This window comes from Neobacillus mesonae (genome assembly GCF_023715155.1).
Taxonomy (GTDB): domain Bacteria; phylum Bacillota; class Bacilli; order Bacillales; family Cytobacillaceae; genus Neobacillus; species Neobacillus mesonae_A.
In genome coordinates this window covers 121,017-143,625 of the sequence record NZ_JAMBNQ010000007.1, presented here as the reverse complement: position 1 = coordinate 143,625, position 22,609 = coordinate 121,017, and the positions used below count along the sequence as shown (strand labels likewise).

The window sequence follows — 22,609 nt, the reverse complement described above, 5'->3', positions numbered from 1 at the left end:
TAAGGCTGATCTTATGAGGGATCAGCCCGTAACTGCTATGGTTTCAGCACCACTTTAATACAATCTTCCATTTTGGTATCAAATACCTCATACCCGTGCTTTGCTTCCTGAAGCGGCAGAACATGAGTAATAATGTCACTTGGGTCAAATTCCCCTTTATTAATCATGTTGTATAATGCCGGCATATAAGGGATCACCGGTGCCTGTCCCATTTTCAAATCCACATTGCGTTGAAAAATATCCCCCAGTGGAAAGGCATTATACCGGCCTCCATATACGCCGGTAATTTGAATGGTTCCACCCTTTCGAACACATTGGCTGGCAATGACAATGGCACTCATCGTTCCGCCTTGCAGTTTCATCCCGGATGCGAGGAACTCGAGAGGCGTCATTTTCCCGTCCATTCCGACCGCGTCAATGACCACATCTGCCCCACCTTGGGTCATCTCGAGCAGAAAATCTCCCACATTTTCATGATCCTCAAAATTTACTATTTCCACTTTGTTTGTCCTTTTGGCATGCTCTAAACGATAGCCGACATAATCCACCGCAATAACCCGCTTTGCCCCTTTTAACCAGGCGAATTTTTGTGCCATAAGACCAATCGGTCCGCAGCCGAGTATGATCACAGTGTCTCCATCTTTAACGCCGGCATGATCTACACTCCAGTAAGAAGTAGGAATCACATCGGCAAGCAGCACCAATTTTTCGTCCTCCACTTCACAATTTTCTGGAAGTTTAAAAGGGGTAAAGTTTCCAAACGGGACACGCATATATTCTGCCTGACCGCCGGCATAACCGCCAGTTGTTTCCGAATATCCAAAGAATCCGGCTCCTTGGCCATGCGGATTTCCATTATCACATTGACTTGTTAAATCATGTGTGCAGTACCAACAATGACCACAGCATACATTGAAGGGGATAATCACTCGATCTCCCTTCTTTAAATTATTCACCTCCGGGCCGACTTCCTCCACAATCCCCATGGGTTCATGTCCAATTACATAATCTGTCGGCAGGTTAGGAATCATGGCATGGATCAAGTGTAAATCGGAACCGCAGATGGCCGAAGTTGTAATTTTTACAATGATATCATCTGCATTTTTAATTGCCGGGTCCTTAACTTCCCGAACCTCTACATTTTTAATGCCCTGGTATGTAACAGCCTTCATCATATATCCTCCCTTCCATTATTGATTTGGTGTAGCAAACATGCCGCGGCGGTCCGTATCTTTTGGAAAAAGATTAAGCTCCGAAATTTGAATGGCGGTTTCTGCAGCCTTTAGGTCAACCGGGACTTGTTCCTTGATATTATGCGGATTCAACCAGCCTTTTTTGATCATTAAATCGGAAATTTCCGTATGCAGGTCAATGGCTGCTTCCATCTGTTTATGCAAAATCTTTCTCAGTTCCGGGTGTGCAGTCTCGGTAATGGCAAAGCCATAATTCCGAATCCCTGTTTTTACTCCAAGCAAGAAATCCATCGCAATGGCAGAATCGGCCAGGTTCGGCATTCCCTCTGCATTTCGCGGGTCTAAAAAGTCTTCCATAACATATCACCTCATTATTGTAAGAGCTGGCTTTCTTTATAAAACTGTATCAATTCATTCATATCGCGTTTTGATTGCTGTACATCTTTTTCCATCAGTGCTTTCAGTTCATTATCAAAACAGATTCCCTGCATCAGCTTTGATTTTAGTAAACAAACGGTTTTAAAGTTTATCAGCTCATGTGTTTCCAGTGTCTCATGCGGCGCCAGATTACCCAATACGCTCACCTCCAGATTCATTCAAACTTATTTTCCCCCTTACTTATTTTCCTTTATTCAGGTTATTTGTATGAATAATCAATTGATTGCTTAGAGAATATAAAGGTGAAAAAGTATCGGAAATATCGGAGGACAACTAGATGGCAAAGTATTTAGCACTACATGAAACATTGGATTTACATGAATTATTGGCCTTTAAGAATCTTTGTTTAACCAAAACCACCACCATGAGTAAATTAGCCCAGGATGAGGAATTACGGATGATGATGGAGGCCGATGCTGCTTTAGGAATTCAACATATTCAGCAGATCCAAAGTTTGGTCACCAATCGGGAGGAGCGTATATGAATCAACTAATCCAGAATCTCATGGGAATGGGCGGATTAACGGATCAGGTCATTGCGACAGACTTTCTTATTTCCGCAAAAGCAGCTATAAGGAATTATGCCGTTGCAATAACTGAAACCGCGACGCCTGAACTAAAGGCAGCATTAAGACAGCAATTAAATGATGCTATTGCGACACATGAAAAAATTACCAATTATATGATAGCAAAAGGATATCACCATCCACACGATTTAAGTGAACAGCTCACACTGGACTTGAATACTGCAGATACAGCTATAAACATTGCAAATAATTTACAACAATAGGGGAAGAATTACATGGCTGAAAAATGCTTTTACTGTACCAATAATATTGAAGAAAGACAGACACATACTGTTTCATTTATTACTTCAAACCAAGAAAGAGATGAAACCCTGTGCAGTGAGTGTTATCAAGAATGGCTGCATGGAATAAAAGAGTAACCTTCCTTTTTCAAAACTAAAAAGCTGTATACATTCCTTAGCCATGGAAAATGTATACAGCTCTTTAATCTGGTATTCATTTTATTTGATCGCTTAATTCCTTCAACTTCTTTTTATCAATTTTTCCAACATGAGTTTTCGGAAGTTCTTTCACAAAAAAGAACCGTTTTGGAACTTTATAACGCCCAAGCTTCCGGCTGCAGTATTCTTTTAATTCCTCTTCACTTACAGATGAAGTATGTTTCAGTACGATAAATGCCGTAACCATTTCTCCCCACTTCTCATCAGGAAGGCCGATGACCGCTGCCGAATCAACATAGGGGTGGCTGGAAATCCAATGCTCAATTTCAAGTGGATACACATTTTCACCGCCTGTAATGATCATATCCTTTTTCCGTCCGACAATATAATAAAAACCTTCTTCATCTTTTTTGGCTAAATCCCCTGTATGAATCCAGCCATTTTTTACAGTCTTTCTGGTCTCCTGTTCACGGTTCCAATAAAATGAAAAGCCATGTTTTCCTTTTATTAAAAGTTCGCCAACCTCGTTTGGCCCTGTTTCACTGCCATCCTCTTTTAGTAATTTTATCGAATTGAACAGCATCGGCTTGCCAACAGAACCCCTTTTTTCTGCTGCCTCCTTTGGGCTGATGTAAAAATTATTCGGCCCCGCCTCAGTGAGACCGTATCCTTCTTTAAAAGCTAAACCCTTTTTTTGAAAGGCCTCATAAATCGGCAAAGGACATGGAGCCGCACCTGATAAAAAAATTTTCATAGAAGGGAATGAACTTTTTTGAAATTCCTTTGTTTGAATCAGCAAATGGTACATTGTTGGTACAAGAAGAATGATTGTGCAGTGGTAGCGGTTCAAGGAATCTACTGCTTTTTTACCTGTAAAGGATTCTCCAATGACAACCGTTCCGCCCATCATTAAGATAGGAATACTTAAGGCATTCAGCCCTCCGGTATGAAACATCGGCATATAATTTACGGTTACATCATCTTTTGACAGGCTCCAGCTGGTGATTGTATTAAGTGCATTCCAGAATACCGATTGGTGGCTTAATACCACACCTTTGGGTTTCCCGGTTGTTCCGCCCGTATAAATCATTAAAAGCGGGTCCGTCTCATTTATTTCTGCGGAAAAGCCATGATGATTAAGGGAAATAACCTCTTTCTCATACTTTATATCCCCGACATTAAAATAGGTTATCCCGGCTGCCTTCAGCTCTTCAAACAATTCCTCAAATTGAAGATGGACACCTAATATAACGGGTGTGCAATCCGCTATAATTTCCTTTATTTCCTGAATCGATAAGCGCCAATTCAGCGGCACAAAAATCGCCCCTATTTTTCCACAGGCAAACAACAAATCGAAATAACTGATATGGTTGGGCGATAAAAGTGCAATCCGGTCTCCTTTTCTAACGCCCTGCGTTTGAAGCCAGCTGGCTGCTGATGCTGCCCGATCATTTAGTTCTCCAAATGTCCATGCCTTATTCGTAGACTCATCTATAATGGCTTCCTTTTTAGAAGATAATCTCGCCCGATGCTCCAGCCAATCCAGTTCCCAGCTCACCGACAATCGCCCCTTCACTACTAGATGAAAAAATTGTACTCATTTTCAGTTGCAGGGCAGTTACAATGAATGATTCCCGGGCTTTCAGGGATGAGAAGTTTTTGCGGCTTAGCTTGCGGTAAGATAAACCGGCCTTCATGATAGATCGACGTAAATTATGAACCTCAACCATTTAAACAAAAAGCGACCTGATTATAGGTCGCTTTAAAGGTTACATCATGATGCCGCCATCCACATGCAGCACTGTTCCATTTATATAATTCGCTTCATCAGAAGCAAGGAAAAGATAGGCATTAGCGATATCCTCCGGCTTACCTAGACGGGCAAGCGGCACCATTTGCAGCAATTGGGCCATCACCTTTTCTGGAACGGCTGCAGTCATGCCGGTTTCGATGAACCCAGGAGCCACTGCATTAACATTGATTCCTTTTCGGCCCAGTTCCTTTGCCCATGTTTTCGTCATGCCGACAACCCCTGCTTTTGTTGCCGCATAATTGGTCTGTCCAACATTCCCATAGACCCCGGAAACAGATGATGTATTGATAATTCTTCCTTTTCCGTTAGCAATCATAGAGGGGACTACGGCTTGTGTGCAGTGAAAGACTCCTGTTAAATTGACATCCAAGACTTTCTGAAAATCTTCAATTGACAGCTTTGCGAGCATCGCATCTCTTGTGATTCCAGCATTATTAACGAGAATATCAATTTTTCCAAAGGACGACAGAACCTTGGAGACTATTTCATCCACATTCTCACGGTCTGCAACATTCACTTGAAAGAAGCTGGCTTCATAGCCTTTTTTCTGCAACTCACGGGCACACTTTTCCCCTTGTTCCTCATTAAAATCAGCCAATGCCACCTTGGCACCTTCCCGGGCAAACACCTTAGCAGCGGCGAAACCAATTCCGCCTGCCGCTCCGGTAATAATGGCTGTTTTATCCTGTAATCTCATTTTTACGCCTCCAAAAATTGTGTCATCGCTTGTAATAATTGGGGCAGGTCATCCACTAACGGAGAGTGTCCGCAATTTTTTAATTCGATGAAGACTGCCTTTTCTCCTAAGTCTTCTACAAGTTCTTTGGTCATTTCCTTCATGATCACCATATCCCTGTCCCCCTGCAATACCAGAACTGGGACATCAATGGAATCTACTTTTCCATTCCCTTGAACAAGACCATTGTGATGGCGGCTGATATTAAAGGTATTATTGGCATAGTGAACCTCGGCCAAATTCCTCTGTGTTCTCATGTCCTGAACATATTCATCATAAAGTTCCGGCGAAGGCTGATTATGGGTATAAATCACAGCATTCCAAATTAGTTTCAGTAATTCCGTATTATTTGTATCATAGGCCGTTTGCACAGGAATCGTTCGAATTAAATCCTTCTTAATCTCTTCATGTAAAGTAAACCGTCTTGGTGTATCATGTTCGTTCATTTTCCCGTCAAATGGGTAACCGCGGGTGGATTCAGACGCTAGTAAAATGAGTTTATTGCAATATCCTTGATAATCTGCGGCAAACTGCATGGCAACCGCTCCTCCAGTTGACCAGCCAACCAAAGCAAAGTCTTTTAACCCAATTTCATCCACAAACAGCTTTACATCATCTGAGAAATCTTTAATAGACATGATAGGCCTGTTGTAGCTTGAACCGCCAAATCCCCTTAAATCAACAGCATACAGCTTATAGTTTGCATCCATATTTTCAAGGACCAAATCCCAATGCTTGGATGAAGTCATATTGCCATGAATGAATAAAACCTTTACCTCTCCGCCTTCCCTTTCCCTATACGTTAAGGTCTCTCCATTTGGCAAATCCACTTTTTTCATTGTTATAATAGCCATTCTACTCACCCTTCCCCCACTTAATGGTTGCAGCTCCCCAAGCATATCCGATTCCGGCACTCACCAACACGACCACATCGCCGTCCTTGATTTTTCCCTGCTCTAAACCAAGCTCCAATGATAAAATCTGATCAATTTGCCCTATATGACCATAATCTTGCAGATAAATAGACTGCTTTTCGGACAGGCTAAGCTCTTTTAATACATATTCGTGGGCAGATTTTTTCATGTGAAGAATCGCTAAATAAGAAAGATCTGCTTCACAATAGCCGCTTTTCCGCAATGATTTGCGAATCACCTTTAAAAAATTGTCCATTGACTTTTGTTCCAAACGCTTTTTCATCCCTTCGGGGTCAAGGACATCAAGCCTATTCAGGCGGGAGTCAATCGCTTCTTTAGTTATCGGGTGTTTTGTACCGCCTGCAACCACTACCACATCTTCTGAAAAAGATCCATCCGTGATCAGTTCTGTTTCCAATAAAAGATTCTCATTATATCCTTTTTGCAAAAGAATCGCCCCGCCGCCGGCTCCAAGATTAAACATAAACCGGGTCCTTGGATTCTCGTAATCAATAAAATCAACATTCCGATAACCGCCTGCAAGCAGCACAGTTTGAACCTGAGGGTCAGCGAGCATCAAACTTTTCGCCACTTTTAACGCCATGACAGTTGTCCCGCATCTTAGCGCGGTATCAAAGGCCCAGGCATTTACAGCACCGATTTCTTCCTGCAATTTAATTCCGGCTGTCCAAAGCGGATATTCCTTATGTTCTTCACCAATATAGATCACTACGTCAATATCAAGCGGGTCAATCCCGGCCTTTTCGATTGCTTTCTTTGCCGCGATAATCCCCATCTGACATGTATGGTCTTCGGGACCTGGAATCCGCTTTTTCTTAATTCCCAGTTTCTCTTCGACAACTTCTAACGGAAGTCCTGCCAGTTCAGCAATCTCACTGCCTGTTATCTGTTTTTCCGGAAGATAAATGCCTGTACTCAATATTCCTATTTGCATTTCCATCACCTGCCTGCTTTAAGCTTCTTCAACCATTTCCTGCATTAATCCCATTGCTTCTTCGATAGAGTCAAACAGAGTTTCCTGTTCCCCTTGAACATGCGTAACCTTAATCCGCCATTGTTTTTTGCCTGTTTCCTTCTCAATGGCGGCCAATTGAAACCGAACGACAAAAGACATAATTTGGTTAATCTCCATGTGTTCCACCTTCTATCCCGCCGCTTTTTCTTCTTTTTTCACTGCCTGCTGTTTTTTCCGTTTCCAAGAAAGACTGCTTAAGGTGCCGACAATTCCTTTCGGGAAAAACATCACCACTACTATATAGATAATGCCGAAGAAAATGATCCAGCGTTCAAATATGACGTGTTCTTTTGCAAGTGCAGTCAGCCAATCATGAGCAAACTCAATGAGGCCTGCACCAATAATGGCACCTACTAATGTGCCGACACCGCCAATAATCGTCATTAATAAAGCATCCAAGGTAATATCCATGGAGAAAACGCTTGTATTCACAAACCTCAGTGATATGGCATATAAGATTCCTGCAATACCTGCCAATATTCCGGAAACCACACTCGCGGCAATCTTATAATGCAAGACTTGATATCCTAAAGACTCTGTCCTCTGTTCATTTTCCCTGATAGCCTGAAGCACCCGTCCAAGCGGGGAATTGGTAAACCGTTTTAGAAGCAGAAATACGGCAACCACGAGGACCAGACAAAGCAGGTAAAAATGAGTCCGGTCAATAAACTGCTCCGGAACACGGAAAGTGAAACCATCATTTCCATGGGTCATAGTCCGCCATTTTTCTGCTAATACGAGAAAAAGGCCTGAAAGCGCTAATGTTAACATCGCGTAAAAATGACTTTTTAACCGAAGCGTCAAAAGCCCGACGATAAAACTGACCACTGCCGTTAAAATAATCACCACTAACACGGCCAAAAGAAAGTATCCCATGGTCGGTTCAAACTTTTTCATAAAAATCCCCATGGAATAAGCTCCGATTCCAAAAAACATGGCATGCCCAAAGGAAACAATGCCGGTAAAACCAAGCAGGAGATCATAGCTCATGGCAAAGATGGAGAAAACAAATATTTGTGTTAATAAAATGAATAAATTCCTTGATTCATAGACAAATGGCAATAGGACTAGAAACGCGGCAGCGACTAAAATGACGGCTGTCATTCTGTTTCCTTGAATGATTCGCATATTCTCACCCCTTTGCCCCAAATAAGCCCTGCGGCCGAATAATCAAAACAATTGCCATTAACAACATGTTGACAGCCAATGATAAGTCCGGGACATAGTAAGCCATAAAGGAGCCGGAAAGTCCGACTAAAATGGCTGCAAGCACCGAACCTTTGAAATTCCCCATACCCCCGATGACCACTACAATAAAGGCCAAAATGGCAAATTCCATTCCCATCCCGGCGTGAATCACACCGGAGTATGGACCAAGCAGCACGCCTCCAAGCGCCGCCATCCCGGCACCCATCATAAAGACATACATAAATACCTTTTGAATATTAATTCCAAGGGCCTGCACCATTTCTTTATTCATGACGCCTGCTCTGACCACAAGTCCGATTTTTGTCTTTTTAAGGACATATTGGACCCCGGCAAAAATAAGCAGCCCGACCAGAATGATAAATACACGGTATTTGATAATAATAATCCCGCCCAGCTCCCAGCTTCCTTTCAAATAATCAGGAGGGGAGGCCATCATTTGATTTGGTCCCCAAATGACCTTTAACATTTCGGATAAAACCAGCATTAGGCCGAGAGTGATTAAAATCTGCTGGACATGATTTCCATACACCGGCTTGATAATCCATTTTTCCGTTAAAATACCGAGCACAAACCCGGTAATGACAGCACCGATTATTCCAATAAAAAAACTATTTGTCTCGGAATAAATCCAAAGCCCGCTGTATGCACCCCAGGCAAACAGCCCTCCATGGGCAAAATTCAGCACATCCATTAAGCCAAAAATCAAGGTTAACCCTGCAGCCAGCAAGAAAATCAGCATTCCTGTTGCCAGACCATTTAAGGTTAAGTTAATGAACAAGTCCACTTGGTATCCCCCTTTCCTAAGCAATGCCTAAATATTTTCGCTTCATTTCCTCATCCTCTTTTAATTGCTGCATCGTGCCATGACTAACTGTCCTGCCGTCATCAATAATGTAAAAGCAATCGCCAATCGTGCTTGCCATCATGAAGTTTTGTTCCACTAACACGATGGTTGTTTGGTCTTTCATTTGTAAAATGGATTCCATTACCTTCTCCACGACAATAGGAGCCAATCCTTTGCTTGGTTCATCAATTAATAGAAGTTCATTTTCATTGACATAAGCCCTTGCGATGGAAAGCATTTGTTTTTGCCCCCCGCTAAGGTTGCCGCCCTGCTTTTTCCAGAATTTTTTCAAATCCGGGAATAAATTTAGAATATATTCCATCCGCTCCGCTGTTTGTTCATTTTCTGTTTGAATTGCCACTTTCATATTCTCTTCAACTGTTAATCCAGCAAATATTCCCTGATCCTCAGGCACATAGCCAATCCCTTTTTTGGCAATTGTATAGGTCGGCAGGGACTGAACGGGTTCGTCTTTAAATGTGATTATGCCTTTTGAAGCTGGATTCAGGCCCATAATCGTTCGCAATGTCGTTGTTTTTCCTGCTCCATTTCTTCCAAGAAGGACGGTGACTTTCCCTTTTTGCACCTCAAAAGAAACACCCTGGAGAATATGATATTGGCCGATATGGGTTTCTACATGTTCAAGTTTCAACAGGTCGTTCATCAAATTGACCCCCTAAATAGGCAGACTGTACGGTTTCATTTTTCATAATTTCCTCCGGCGTTCCATCAGCCAGCAGGCGTCCATTAAATAACACCATGACCGAATCGGACAGATCTAAAATCATATCCATCTTGTGTTCAATTAAGATAATTGTCCGGTTTCCCTGTTCTTTTATCCGTTGAATCACCTGTAAAATGGCTGGCACCTCTTCTAAAGACATGCCTGCTGTTGGTTCATCCAATAAAAGCACTTCCGTTTCAAGTGCCAGCAGCATAGCTATTTCAAGCTTCCGTTTTTCACCATGGGCAAGATTGCCGGCGAATGAATCTTTCTTATCATCCAATAGGACAAGCTTCAGCCACTCCATTGCTTTTTCTTCAAACGCACGATATTTTTTATAATGAAACAGCATTTGATAGCGGATTCCAGCCTGTGATTGCACTGCTAATCTTACATTCTCTAATACCGTTAAATTAGGAAACACATTGGTAATTTGAAAGGAGCGGCCGATCCCCGCCCTTGTACGCTTCGTCGGCGACAGTTTGGTAATATCTTTGCCGTGGAAATAGATTTTCCCCTCTGTCGGCATTAATTGGCCGCTTAACAGATTAAAAAAGGTTGTCTTGCCCGCGCCATTCGGGCCAATAATTGACTTAAAGTGCTTTTCAGGAACGGAAATACTAACCCCGTCAACCGCCGTATGGCCGCCAAAAGCAATGGTTAAATCCTTTGTTTCAATCAGGATGGACATTTTTTCACCACCTATGGTTTTAACTTTAAAATAAGGAAGAGGGAGACCGGTTTTACTCGGTCTAACCCCCTGGAAGATGGATGCTTACTTATTACGAATCGGCGGTGCCGTTTCTTCGGGTGAAAGCTCTCTAATTAACACTGGCACAGGGTAGGAAACGCCCTCTTTCTTTTCAAGCTTGATGGCATATAGGGTCTGCAGTGCCTGGTGGTCTTCAGGACGGTACGTCATTGTTCCTTTCGGTGTCTCAAAACTCATGCCTTCCATCGTTTTGATTAATGTATCGGCATCTGTATCACCATTCGTTTTCTTCAATGCTTCCACAATGGAAATAGCTGCAGTCATACCACCCGGCGTAAATAAATCAGGAACTTCACCGTTAAAACGCTTCTTATGCTCTTCCACAAGCCAATCATTGATTTTATTTTTTGGCAGGTCATGATAATACACTGTGAAGCCTTCCATGCCAATCAACGGCTCCATGGTAGAAAGTGCTGCAATATCAGGAGCTCCTGTTGAAATTTTGATTCCTTTTTCCTGAAGTTTCATATCCGCAATTTGCTTCCATGGAGAATTGGCTCCTGCCCATACAACAAACAGGTAGTCAGGTTTCGCATCAATAATCTTTTGAATATTGGATGTAAAGTCTGTTGCAGCAGGGTCAGCATATTCTTCTTTAACAATCTTTGCCCCAAGCTTAACGGCAGCTTCTTTAAAGGCAGCGACACCGTCACGGCCAAAGGAATAGTCTGGTGCAAGGGTAGCAATTTTCACCCCATCCTTTGCAATGGCCGCAGCCCCTGCGACTGCATCTTGAGATGAATTTCGTGCAGAATGGAAAATATACTTATTAAACTCTGATCCTGTTATACTATCAGCGGCAGCCGGCTCCACCACCATAATCTTTTGATATTCTTCAGCAAGCGGCAGGACGGCTAACGTGTCCGCTGAACTGGATGAACCGACAAGAAAATCAACCTTATCTTCTTCTAATAACTTCGTTGCCTTTTGGACTGCCACTTCCGGCTTCGTTTCCGTGTCTTCCACAATGAATTCAATTTTTTTGCCGGCTGCTTCCATTTTTCCTTCTGTTGCATAATCAAGGCCCAGCTCAAATCCTCTTAAGGTTTGTTTTCCGTAAGATTCCAGTGCACCAGTTTTGGAAGCAAGAACACCTATTTTAATGGTTCCTTTATCTTCTGTATTTTTTCCATTGTCTTTTTGCTCTGATGAGGATTTGTCAGAACTGCATGCACTGGCAAAAATCATCGTAAACATGAGTAACCCCAATAATGCCCACTTTCTGCGGAACCTTTTCACACTTTTTCCCCCTTGTATTGTTTACTGTAAATCTTGTCATTCTTTGTTTTTATAATAGGAAAATATAGTTGCAGTGGAGTTACAGAAAAAGAAAAGCTGAAAGCGCCTGCTCAATGGCTGGTGACCTTGAGCCGATGGCACATGGAGCTGGACAAAGAAAAACAGCCCTAATTTTAAGGCTGTTCCTTTGAATGGATAAATTTTTCTGATTCAATAATCATGCTGTACATATGTTTTGTGGGTTCGAGCGGGGTAACCCCGAGTTCCTCCTCTAATACCTCGGTACATTTTTGATACCATTTGATAGCATGCGGGCGGTTATTTTTCCGATAGTAACAATACATTAACAAACGATAGGCTTCCTCCCATGTCCGGTCCCGCTCGAGAATGTTTTCACACCAGAAGATAGCGGCATCATAGTTTTCACGGCGGACCATCAATTGTGCCATTTTTTCAGCTCCGCGTAAAAAGTAAACAAGCATACTCTCTCTTTTACTAATACACCAGTCATCATAGCGGCGGTCAGGCAAGTAGTCCCCATGATAAAGGGTTAACCCTCTTTCAAGAAGATTCATACCTTTTTCGTCAATGGACTCTTTTAATCCTTTTTGAATTAGTTCCTGAAAATGAGCGGTGTCTACTTCTACCACGGCATGTGAATTTAATCCATAAAATAACCCATCCCTTATGATGAAAAAGGAGGCCGCTCTCGCTTTCCTTTCAGGCTCCAGTACATGGAGAAGGCTGTTTAATGCTACTTTAAAGTCACGGTCAGCACTTTTCTTGTCCTGATTAGGCCAAAGAATCTGCATCATTTCATCTTTAGCAATCGGTTCATTCCGCGTAATCAACAGCTGGAACAATTCCTTTGCTTTTTCCCTCTGCCATTCTTTTTCGCTGACCTCTTTCTCTCCCAGCCATAGCCTGAATTGCCCCAGGGTCTGCACACGAATGGAGTATCCCGGATGTGAATCCATAGCAGCGATCCCTAAATCCTGCAGTATTTTCCTGACATATGACGGCTGAATATTCTCTTTCATACAATGAATGAGTAATGGGACCAACACTTGTAAATCTCTTGGACTGAAAACCGCCCGATGATGAAAAAAGAATTCATAATTGTGAATTTGCACGAGGGTTAAACATGGATCTATTGTCTGCTTAAATACATCCTGCTTTTTTTCTAAGTAATAAAGATAGGACAGCCAAAATTGACTGAGCATTCGTCCAAAGGAATCTTCACATTGGTTAAACAAGGAATCTGCCCTTTTTAAGAATTGGTCTGCCTTAGACAGCCGTTCATTATAAATACATGTCATTCCCATACCAAGGGTAATTAATGCGGACAGCCATACATCATGAACTTTCTCCGTTTCCTGGAGCGCTTTCTTTCCAGCCTCTAGTGCCCGTTCCAGCTCGCCCCTTTTCCCGTATAAAATGCAAAGCCCCATTAACGGCTCCGCTTTGCCCCTGTCAACATGGAGCTGGTCCATGATCTCTAGTGCCGTCTGGTAACAGTTTTCGGCTAAATGGGATTCATATTGGTTTAATATTTGGACAGCATGACCCATGCGGATCCATCCGCATGCTTCAACAAACGGGGCTTTTGCACTAATCCCTTGTTGAATCCCCTGCTGTGCAAGTTCTTTCGCTTTCATCCCATCTCCCATAAAAGATTCGATTAAAGAGAGTAATAATTCTGTTTCCCGGTGTGCCTGTGGAAGGGATGCAGCAGAGGAATTTTTTACTTTAACTTTGTAAAGGACATTTTTAGCCTCTTCAAATCTTCCTGTACGTAAATAAAGCCGAGCTTTTAAATTGCCGTCAGAACTTGCTGCCTTCATTTTCTGAATCCATTTTTCAGCTTCGGATGCCTTCCCTAAGTTTAATAGATTCTCAGATAGCAATTGATATAGTATCTCTTTCTCTTCCTCCGGGCTGCTGCATTTTTCCCTGCAGGCAATCGCTTCATATAAAAGCTTCTCAGCATGATGCGGCTGAATCGTATCTAAATAAATCTTCGCCTTTCCTTCCAGGGCAATACTCATGCCATAATAATCTCTTCTTTCCTCCGCACCGATAAAAGCACGTTCAAAACAATCCTCTGCCTCCTGGTATTGGGAGCGGTATCGATGAATTTCTGCTTTCAGGTACCAGAGAAGATAATAGGATTCGAGCTCTGCTTCTGGAAGAATGGATATTTGTTCATATAAGCTTTCTAATTTTCCATCCTCCAGCATCTTAAAACCATTCTCTTGGATGATGGAGGCCATCGCTTGATGGTGATGAATCTTTTGATAATGATAAAGTGCTTCCTCCCATAATTGTCTTTTTTCATAAAAGCGGGCGCATTTTTCGTTTAATGAAGCATAGTGTGTTGGATTGTTTTTATGAAAGTGATTTTCAAGAAATTCTTTAAACAACGCATGATAACGATAATGTTTGGAACCGACCTTTTGGATAAATAAATTACGATCCTTCAATTGCTCAAGCATTCCTAGAGCACCATTCAGCCCAATGACTTCCTCGCACAACTTTTCCTCTATCTCTTCAAATATGGAAGTCTGTTCGAGAAATTGTTGGATGATGGGAGGCTGTTTTGAAAAAACCTCCAGCACAAGATACTGGAAAAAGTCCTGCAATGATTGGGAGGAATGTTCAAAAAGCTGAGAAATATCATCTGTAAAAGGGAGCTGCTGGGCAATCATACATAATGCAATGATCCACCCCTCCGTGATCTCGTAAATCGTTTGTAAATGCCGGGGCTCTATTTCCAGCCCGTAAAGATCTGTTAATAACAGTTCCATTTCCTCTATTGTAAGGACTAGGTCTTCCCTGGTCATTTCCAGCAGTTTCCCGCAGGCTTTCATTTTCGTTAAATGTTTCCACCCGGGACGGCTTCTGCTTGATATGACCAAATGTAAGTTAGAAGGAATATATTCAAGTATTTTTTCCATCCAGCTATTGATGGTATAGGAATGTTCAATTTGATGAAAGTCATCCAAAATAAGTGTAATAGGCGAATCAGCTGTTAGAATTTCATTGATGAAAAGGGAAGAAAGAATGCTGAGTTCTTCTTCACGAATGTAGCGGTCCATTGTGTCCATATAGGCAGCCAATTCCGTTCCAAAATCAGGATGAATCCGGCGGATGGAATGAATGATGTAAGTAAGAAAGGGGAGGATATCATCATCCATCGAGGAAAGCGAGTACCAGCATCCTGGAATATTTTCATCAGTCATAAAAAGGGCAAGCGCTGTACTTTTTCCAAATCCGGCTCCGGAATGAATAATGGTTAATGGATATTCTGGAATCCTCTTCATTTTCCGGGTTAGCTGGGCCCTTCTGATAAAATCATCCTTTACGGCTGGTATCCGCAGTTTGGTTTGTATTAGAGGCAGCTTCAATCAGTTCCCTCCTCTCTTTTATCATAATATTTATACTATTTTACCATATTTCTATGAAACCGTGTACAAACAAAAAGTGTCAGCGTCTTTGGAACAAGCTTACCTTGTTCCTGCGATGCTGATTCTTAGCAGCTTTCCTTAGCTGTTTACCCTAAAGGCTGGCAAATTTCATGACCCTGAAGGTTTTTTTAAAGCCCCAGGTTATTTGGCATCGAACTGCTCAAAGCTATCGTCTCACGCAAGATACTCGAAGGAGCCTATACAAGGGTGAAAACTGACTGTGCGCTGAATCTGGATTCAACTAATAAATAAAAAGAAAAAAGGACCACAGCCTTCTCATCGAAGTGTGGTCCTTCATCTAGGGAATTAACCATTAACCTTTTGGAATTGTTTCATAAAATCACTGAATGCTTTGGCTGCTTCAAATGGAACGGCATTATAGAGAGAAGCACGGCAGCCGCCAACAGAACGGTGGCCATTAACGCCGACAAAGCCTTCCTGTTTTGCTTCAGCCAAGAATTTCTTCTCTAATTCTTCATCTTTTACACGGAAGGTAACATTCATAAGTGAACGGCTGTCTTTTGCAGCATGTCCAACATAAAATCCATTACTTTCGTCGATGGCATCATAAAGTAATTTTGCTTTTTCTTCATTACGTTTCACGATTTCATTCATTCCGCCAATGCCTTTTACCCAGTTCAGAACTTCACCAAGCATATAAATGCCGAAAGTAGGCGGTGTATTGTACAAGGAGTTCTTTTCTGCATGAGTACTGTACTTCAACATGGTCGGGATATTCGTATTGGCTTTTTCAAGAAGATCCTTACGTACAATCACGACTGTCACACCAGAAGGTCCAAGGTTTTTCTGTGCTCCAGCATAAATCAAGGCAAATTTGCTTACATCCACCGGTCTTGAAAGAATATCACTCGACATATCGGCAATCAATGGAATATCAATGGCCGGATAGTCCTTCCATTCTGTACCAAAAATAGTGTTATTGGATGTTACATGTAAATATGCATCATCAGCATTATACTTTAATTCACTAAGCTGTGGAATCCGGCTGAAATTACTATCTTTTGTGCTTGCGGCTTCATATGGGTTTCCAAAAAGCTTAGCTTCTTTAAAGGCCTTCTCTGACCATGAGCCAGTGATGGCATATGAAGCTTTTTGGTCTGGTGTTAAGAAGTTCATTGGGATCATGGAAAACTGCAGGCTTGCCCCGCCTTGGAGAAACAAAATTTCGTAATCATCAGGAATGGACAACAATTCTTTTAAGGATGCCTTAGCTTGATTATGTACTTCATCATAGTCTTTACTGCGGTGGCTTAGTTCCATTACAGACATGCCTGTACCGCGGAAATCTATAAATTCCTGCTGTGCTTTTTCCAGCACTTCCAATGGAAGGGCAGAAGGACCAGCATTAAAGTTGTAAGCCCGTTTCACTTGTATGCTCATTTTATTTCACTCCCGTTTTAACGTTTTAGACCATTAAATTATAACATTATTAATGAAAAATGAATGACTAAAATAAAAAATTATATGCCAACAGCGAAAGGCAGCAAAATGCTGCCTTTACTTCATACAAGCTCCTTCTATCTGGGAAGATTCTTCTGCCGCAAAACTTCCCTGATAATCAACTTGCAATAATTTTACTGTCATGTTTGAAAAACTTTGCTGTAAGACTTGCGCAAGCTTTTCCCCTTTTCCTTTTTCCGCAAAACAGATAACAGAAGGACCAGCCCCGCTTAATGCTGTGCCGAATGCCCCATTTTTCTTCGCTTCTTGTTCTACATCCTCATAGAAAGGAATAAGCGGGCGGCGGTATGGCTGATGAAAACGATCGCGCTCCATCATTTTACCTGCTAATTCCCAATTTTTGCTCACCAAAGCAGCAACCAAGAGATTAGCTGTTGAGGAAGCGGCAATTGCCTCTGCACGGGAAAAGTCTTTAGGCAGGACGCCCCGGGAATCCTTTGTTAATAAAATTTCTTGTGGGATTGCCACGACCGCTTCAAACGGAAGATTAGCAAATGACAGCATATCTACCTCCTGATTTTGGTAGCATCCCACCACTAATCCACCATAAATGGAAGCCCCGACATTATCGGGATGTCCTTCAAGCTCTGTTGCCAGCAGAAGTTTATCTTCTTTTGACAGACCGAGGCCTAAGCCCAGGTCTACAAGCTCGATACCAGCAACAATTGCTGAAGCACTGGAGCCCAATCCCCTTGCTAAGGGGATTTCACTTTCAAGCTTTACTTTAAACGGCGATAAAACTTTGCCATATTTTTCAGCAACACCTAATGCTGTCTTAGCAATAAAATGCTGTTCTCCATTTGGCAGGTCTGTCAGTTCTTGATTGGAGGAAACAAACTCCCACTGGTCACTTTTTTCAACATCTAATGTCAAATATAAATTAAGTGCCAGGCCTATGGAGTCAAATCCAGGACCAAGGTTCGCAGTACTTGCGGGAACCTTGATCATCCAACGTTTATTTTGAGGCATTTGTTACAACCCCTCGAATATGGTCTGCAACTGCTTTTTCATCGTTTGGCAGTTGAGTCGGTGTAACAAGACTGCTGTTAATCGCGGTATCTGGATCTTTTAAGCCATTACCGGTTAGGACAGCCACAATTTTTGTTCCTTTGGCAATTTTTCCGTTTTGAATGCTCTTATATACACCGGCGATTGACGCACAAGAGGCTGGCTCAGCAAACACGCCGTCCGTTCTTGCTAGTTTTTTATATGCCGCCACAATTTCTTCATCCGTTACTTCGTCAAACTGTCCTTCAGATTCCTTAACGGCATTGACAGCTAAATCCCAGCTTGCCGGGTTTCCAATCCGGATGGCGGTTGCAATTGTTTCAGGGTTTTCAAACACGCGGTTATGAACAAGAGCCGCTGCTCCTGCTGCTTCAAAACCAAACATTCTTGGAAGCCCTGTTTCTTTTTTCTCATTGTATTCTTTAAAGCCTTTCCAATAGGCACTGATATTGCCGGCATTTCCGACTGGAATTGCTAAGATTTCAGGAGCGGAGCCTAACTGGTCGCAAACCTCAAATGCAGCTGTCTTTTGACCTTCAAGCCGGTATGGATTTACGGAATTGACTAATGTAATCGGCTCTACTTTACTAATATTTCGAACCATTTTTAGTGCCTGGTCGAAATTCCCCTCAATGGAGATGATTTCAGCACCATACATCATGGCTTGGGCAAGTTTTCCCAGAGCAATTTTTCCTTCTGGAATCACCACGATACAGTTAATTCCTGCACGTGCCGCATAAGCCGCAGCCGCTGCAGAAGTGTTTCCAGTTGAGGCGCAAATAACTGTTTTTGTGCCTTCCTCAATGGCTTTCGCAACCGCCATAACCATTCCCCTGTCCTTAAATGAACCGGTTGGGTTTGCTCCTTCCACTTTTACATACAGCTCGACTCCCCATTCCTTAGAAAGGTTTTCAAGCTTAATTAATGGTGTATTTCCCTCGTTTAAAGTAAGTTTCGGAGTTTGTTCATTGATTGGTAAATATTCTTTGTATGCTTCTAATAATCCTGGCCATCTTTTCATCATTATTTCCTCACTACCCTATATGTGCTTTTTACTTCCTTGACTGCTGATAAATCACGTAATTCCTGTAAAATATGTTCATAATTTGTTAATGAAGCTCTGTGTGTTACTAAGATAATCTCAGATGTTTCATGTTCTTTCACAGGCAGCTGTAGAATCTCTTCAAAGCTTACCCCGAATTTCGCAAAAATAGTGGTTATTTCTGCAAAAACTCCAACCTCATCCTGAACGCGGATCCGCAAGAAATACTTAGAGTACTTCTCACTGTCTTCCTTCAGCTGTTTCGGATATTGCGGTGATACAGCACTCTTACCATTTACACCAATTCGTAAATTTTTAATCACAGCCACTAAGTCAGAAACAACGGCTGATGCAGTTGGCAGGCTGCCTGCACCTGGTCCGTAAAACATCGTTTCTCCTACAGCCTCGCCGTAAACATAAACGGCATTAAATTCATTCTGAACGGAGGCGAGCGGATGATTGTGAGATAAGAAGGTTGGTGCCACACTTACCTCCACTTTTTCGCCTTCACGATGGGCATAGCCAATCAGTTTCATCGTATAGCCTAATTTCTTGCCATAGCGGATATCCTCATCCGTCACTTTCGAGATGCCGCTGACCTGAACATCAGCCAAATCAATGTGCATCGAAAATCCCAGTGTGGCAAGAATAGTCATTTTGCGTGCTGCGTCCAACCCCTCAACATCAGAAGTAGGATCAGCCTCCGCAAACCCAAGTTCCTGAGCCTCTTTCAGGACCTCATCATAAGATCTTCCTTCATTGGTCATTTTGGTTAAAATATAATTTGTGGTTCCATTCACAATCCCCATCATTTGTGTGATGCGGTCTGATGCCAAACCGTCGACCAATCCTCTTAAAATTGGAATCCCGCCGCCGACACTGGCTTCGTAAAATAAATCACATCCATATTCTGATGCAACCGTTAATAGTTCTGAACCATGCAGGGCCATTAAATCTTTATTGGCCGTCACTACATGTTTCCCTTGACGAAGTGCCGTAATCAAATAGTCTTTGGTCGTTTCAATGCCGCCCATTACTTCAATGACTACATCTATATCTTGATCTAATAAAATATCATCTGCTTGATCAGTTAATAGTCCTGGGTCAATGTCAACCGATCTCTTTTTATGTACATTTTGTACAAGGATTTTTTTCACCTCAACCGGGCAGCCAACCTGGTGCATTAATTTATCCTGGTGATTTTTAATAATTTGAACTACACCCGTCCCGACAGTGCCCAAACCTAACAAACCAATCGAGATTGACTTCATTAAATCCCCTCCTTTTTATGTCCTCCCACTGTGAACAAATGTATTTCTGTTGTAGACATTATAAGATTCTCTGAATCTTTTTACAATAGTTATGTTTATAGAATAATAAAATCGAAATCGCTTACTATTGCATTATGATTGATTTTTGCTGAAAGGTAAATTTTTTTTATGAAATAATCTGCAAAATTTTTTTATTTTGACCCTTTACATAACTTTAAACTGAATGTAGAATAAACATTAATTTAGAAAATTCACTAAATTTTATATTTATTATAGGTAATGATGAAGACGGCATTAAAAAATAGCTTCAGAGAACCGGTGGATGCTGCGAACCGGCGCTGTTTTTTAATAGACCAGCAAAGTGCCGGTCAAAGCCCAGCCCTTCTGAACTGGCTGCTGAACCTTAATAGTAGGCAGACCCGGGTCAAACCGTTACATTCCTTGAGGCTGCAATGCTTGTATGCAGCGAAAGAGGGTGGCACCACGTTTTTCCACGTCCCTCATAATAGACCACTATGTCTGTTATGGGGGACGTTTTATTTTTATACGAAAAGGCCGCTTGAAGAAACCGAGGAGGATGAAACATGTATAAAGTGCTTGTTACAGATGGAATCAGCCAGACCGGTTTAAAAAGTTTGTTCGATCATCCGCATTTTATCGTGGATAGACATCCGACATTGCCAACAGACGAATTAAAAAATAGGATTGGAAAGTATGATGCACTGATTGTTCGCAGCCAAACAAAGGTGACAGGAGACCTGCTGGATGCTGCTGTGAACCTCCGTGTGATTGCCCGTGCAGGTGTTGGTGTTGATAATATCGATGTCCAGGCGGCTACGAAAAAAGGCGTTATCGTAATCAATGCCCCAGGAGCCAATACGATTGCTGCAACAGAGCACACATTGGCGATGATGCTGGCACTCGCCCGGAAAATTCCCCAGGCCCATCAAAAAACCGCATCCGGTGAGTGGGACCGAAATTCGTTTAAAGGCGTGGAACTATATAAGAAAACGCTGGGTATCGTCGGCATGGGAAAAATCGGGACAGAAGTGGCCAAGAGGGCCAAAAGCTTTGGCATGAACATTTTAGGATTTGACCCCTACTTAACAGATGACCGGGCGAAAAAGCTGGGCATTACCAAGGCTGGCTTAGATTTAATTGCTGCCCAATCGGATTTTATTACCGTGCATACTCCACTGACCAATGATACAAGGGGCATTATCAATGATGCATTTTTTGCCAAAACGAAAAAGGGCGTTCGCTTGGTCAACTGTGCCCGCGGCGGCATAATCGATGAAAAAGCGTTAGTGCGGGCCATTCAGGCAGGTCATGTGGCTGGAGCAGCACTGGATGTTTTTGAAAAAGAACCAGCAGCTGATCCTGAAATATTGCATAACCCGAATATCATTGTGACGCCGCATTTGGGGGCATCAACAGTGGAAGCCCAGGAAAAAGTAGCACAGGAAGTCAGCGCAGAAATTATTGATATTTTTGAAACCCAAACAATCCAAAATGCTGTGAATATGCCGCAAATGTCAGGTGAAACCCAAGCAAAGCTCCAGCCCTATTTACTCCTCGGAGACCAAATGGGACAGCTCATTATTCAATTGCTGAAAAAGCAGGCACCTGAGAAAATCAATATTCATTATTATGGTGACTTAATTGATGAAGATACGGAATTACTGACACGAACCCTGCTCCGCGGAATTCTTTCCTATCATTTAAGTGATTCGGTGAATCTGATTAATGTGCTCCACCTCTTAAAGGAACAGGGCGTTTCCTATAATGTACAAAAAAATACGGCCGATAAAGGCTTCGCCAACTATATGGAGCTTTCTGTTATCCAAGGAACAGAATCCGCCCGAATTGGGGCAACCGTCTTAAATGGGTACGGAGCACGAATTGTGAAGATCAATAAATACAGAATTGATGTCAAGCCGGAAAAATACCTTTTATATATTAAACATCAAGATGTGCCAGGCATGATTGGAAAAGTGGGGTCATTGCTCGGAGATTATCAAATGAATATTGGGACCATGCAGGTGGGCCGTGCGGAGGTGGGCGGAGAAGCGATTATGGTGCTCACATTAGATAAAGCATTGGGAGCTGAGGTTCTGCGTGAACTGACACTCATTGAGGGATTGATAGAAGCTCAATTGCTTGAATTAACGAATGTGGATTCCTTGGAATCGGGGTTTGTGGAATAGCAGGGGTGAGAGTATTTACGTTTCGTTGTGTGAATTTTCGGGAAGGTGAAAGCGGGCCAAATCGGTGGTGATTGGGTCCGCTTCTTTGTGTTTGGGATTGTTGGAATGCGGTTTGGTTGGTTGGGGTTGGGTTGGGTTGGGGCTACGTGAGCTTTATTGGATTTGGTTTTCCTGGATTGGCTGGACTTGGGCAGTTGCTTTTATGTTACCTTATCACTCTGGTTTTTTCTGATTCGGGCATGTAGACT

General features: G+C 42.3%; 22 protein-coding genes. 4 read left to right on the top strand and 18 right to left on the bottom strand.

The genetic code is table 11. From position 1 onward, the window contains the following. Positions 1-35: 35 nt before the first annotated feature. From M3183_RS09290 to M3183_RS09280, 3 genes are read right to left on the bottom strand one after another with little or no spacing between them, the layout of a single operon-like run. A complete protein-coding gene (locus M3183_RS09290) occupies positions 36-1,172 on the bottom strand; it encodes a zinc-dependent alcohol dehydrogenase (RefSeq protein WP_251468774.1) in 1,137 nt (378 codons plus the stop codon). Positions 1,173-1,190: 18 nt separating this feature from the next. After that, complete coding sequence (locus M3183_RS09285; protein WP_251468772.1) at positions 1,191-1,550, bottom strand: spore coat protein; 360 nt, start codon at positions 1,548-1,550, stop codon at positions 1,191-1,193. Between the two features lie 14 nt (positions 1,551-1,564). Then, positions 1,565-1,789, bottom strand: coding sequence for a spore coat protein (locus M3183_RS09280; RefSeq protein WP_251468770.1), 225 nt, complete (start codon positions 1,787-1,789; stop codon positions 1,565-1,567). Between the two features lie 119 nt (positions 1,790-1,908). On the opposite strand from M3183_RS09280, the gene M3183_RS09275 reads away from it, so the two are divergent. Genes M3183_RS09275 through M3183_RS09265 form a run of 3 tightly spaced genes read left to right on the top strand, consistent with a single transcriptional unit; the run spans position 1,909 to position 2,576 of the window. Further along, positions 1,909-2,115 carry a hypothetical protein gene (locus M3183_RS09275; protein WP_251468768.1) on the top strand — a complete coding sequence of 69 codons (207 nt, stop codon included), beginning with the start codon at positions 1,909-1,911 and terminating at the stop codon, positions 2,113-2,115. Continuing rightward, complete coding sequence (locus tag M3183_RS09270; protein ID WP_251468766.1) at positions 2,112-2,420, top strand: spore coat protein; 309 nt, start codon at positions 2,112-2,114, stop codon at positions 2,418-2,420. The genes M3183_RS09275 and M3183_RS09270 overlap by 4 nt, the downstream gene beginning before the upstream one ends. A gap of 12 nt (positions 2,421-2,432) precedes the next feature. Next, entirely contained in the window at positions 2,433-2,576 is a 144-nt protein-coding gene (locus tag M3183_RS09265; protein WP_251468765.1) for a hypothetical protein, read from the top strand. Positions 2,577-2,652: 76 nt separating this feature from the next. Here the strand turns inward: M3183_RS09265 and M3183_RS09260 are convergent, their stop codons facing one another. From M3183_RS09260 to M3183_RS09190, 15 genes are all read right to left on the bottom strand, one after another. Further along, a complete protein-coding gene (locus tag M3183_RS09260; protein ID WP_251468763.1) occupies positions 2,653-4,155 on the bottom strand; it encodes an acyl-CoA synthetase in 1,503 nt (500 codons plus the stop codon). Between the two features lie 211 nt (positions 4,156-4,366). Continuing rightward, on the bottom strand, positions 4,367-5,107 hold the full coding sequence (fabG, locus tag M3183_RS09255; RefSeq protein WP_251468761.1) for a 3-oxoacyl-ACP reductase FabG: 741 nt from the start codon (positions 5,105-5,107) through the stop codon (positions 4,367-4,369). 2 nt (positions 5,108-5,109) lie between these two features. Then, a complete protein-coding gene (phaZ, locus tag M3183_RS09250; protein WP_251468759.1) occupies positions 5,110-6,000 on the bottom strand; it encodes an intracellular short-chain-length polyhydroxyalkanoate depolymerase in 891 nt (296 codons plus the stop codon). Position 6,001: 1 nt separating this feature from the next. Next, the gene (locus M3183_RS09245) at positions 6,002-7,015 is read right to left on the bottom strand and encodes a 3-oxoacyl-ACP synthase (protein ID WP_251468807.1); all 1,014 of its coding nucleotides are present in this window, start codon (positions 7,013-7,015) and stop codon (positions 6,002-6,004) included. A gap of 18 nt (positions 7,016-7,033) precedes the next feature. After that, the gene (locus M3183_RS09240; protein ID WP_251468757.1) at positions 7,034-7,213 is read right to left on the bottom strand and encodes a hypothetical protein; all 180 of its coding nucleotides are present in this window, start codon (positions 7,211-7,213) and stop codon (positions 7,034-7,036) included. Positions 7,214-7,225: 12 nt separating this feature from the next. Further along, on the bottom strand, positions 7,226-8,224 hold the full coding sequence (locus tag M3183_RS09235) for a branched-chain amino acid ABC transporter permease (RefSeq protein ID WP_251468754.1): 999 nt from the start codon (positions 8,222-8,224) through the stop codon (positions 7,226-7,228). A 4-nt stretch (positions 8,225-8,228) separates the two neighbouring features. Then, on the bottom strand, positions 8,229-9,089 hold the full coding sequence (locus M3183_RS09230) for a branched-chain amino acid ABC transporter permease (protein ID WP_251468752.1): 861 nt from the start codon (positions 9,087-9,089) through the stop codon (positions 8,229-8,231). A gap of 16 nt (positions 9,090-9,105) precedes the next feature. Next, complete coding sequence (locus M3183_RS09225; protein ID WP_251468750.1) at positions 9,106-9,813, bottom strand: ABC transporter ATP-binding protein; 708 nt, start codon at positions 9,811-9,813, stop codon at positions 9,106-9,108. After that, positions 9,791-10,564, bottom strand: coding sequence for an ABC transporter ATP-binding protein (locus tag M3183_RS09220; protein WP_251468748.1), 774 nt, complete (start codon positions 10,562-10,564; stop codon positions 9,791-9,793). The genes M3183_RS09225 and M3183_RS09220 overlap by 23 nt, the downstream gene beginning before the upstream one ends. Positions 10,565-10,648: 84 nt before the next feature. Further along, a complete protein-coding gene (locus M3183_RS09215; RefSeq protein WP_396953709.1) occupies positions 10,649-11,884 on the bottom strand; it encodes a substrate-binding domain-containing protein in 1,236 nt (411 codons plus the stop codon). 173 nt (positions 11,885-12,057) lie between these two features. After that, complete coding sequence (locus tag M3183_RS09210; protein ID WP_251468746.1) at positions 12,058-15,291, bottom strand: winged helix-turn-helix domain-containing protein; 3,234 nt, start codon at positions 15,289-15,291, stop codon at positions 12,058-12,060. A 366-nt stretch (positions 15,292-15,657) separates the two neighbouring features. Then, positions 15,658-16,752, bottom strand: a complete 1,095-nt coding sequence (gene serC / locus M3183_RS09205) for a 3-phosphoserine/phosphohydroxythreonine transaminase (protein ID WP_251468743.1) — start codon at positions 16,750-16,752, stop codon at positions 15,658-15,660. Between the two features lie 117 nt (positions 16,753-16,869). Further along, the gene (gene thrB, locus M3183_RS09200) at positions 16,870-17,802 is read right to left on the bottom strand and encodes a homoserine kinase (RefSeq protein ID WP_251468741.1); all 933 of its coding nucleotides are present in this window, start codon (positions 17,800-17,802) and stop codon (positions 16,870-16,872) included. Continuing rightward, complete coding sequence (gene thrC / locus M3183_RS09195; RefSeq protein ID WP_251468805.1) at positions 17,789-18,862, bottom strand: threonine synthase; 1,074 nt, start codon at positions 18,860-18,862, stop codon at positions 17,789-17,791. Before thrC ends, thrB begins: the two co-directional genes overlap by 14 nt. Before the next feature lie 2 nt (positions 18,863-18,864). Continuing rightward, positions 18,865-20,154, bottom strand: a complete 1,290-nt coding sequence (locus tag M3183_RS09190; RefSeq protein WP_251468739.1) for a homoserine dehydrogenase — start codon at positions 20,152-20,154, stop codon at positions 18,865-18,867. Positions 20,155-20,738: 584 nt separating this feature from the next. On the opposite strand from M3183_RS09190, the gene serA reads away from it, so the two are divergent. Further along, complete coding sequence (gene serA / locus M3183_RS09185) at positions 20,739-22,361, top strand: phosphoglycerate dehydrogenase (RefSeq protein WP_251468737.1); 1,623 nt, start codon at positions 20,739-20,741, stop codon at positions 22,359-22,361. Positions 22,362-22,609: the final 248 nt, after the last annotated feature.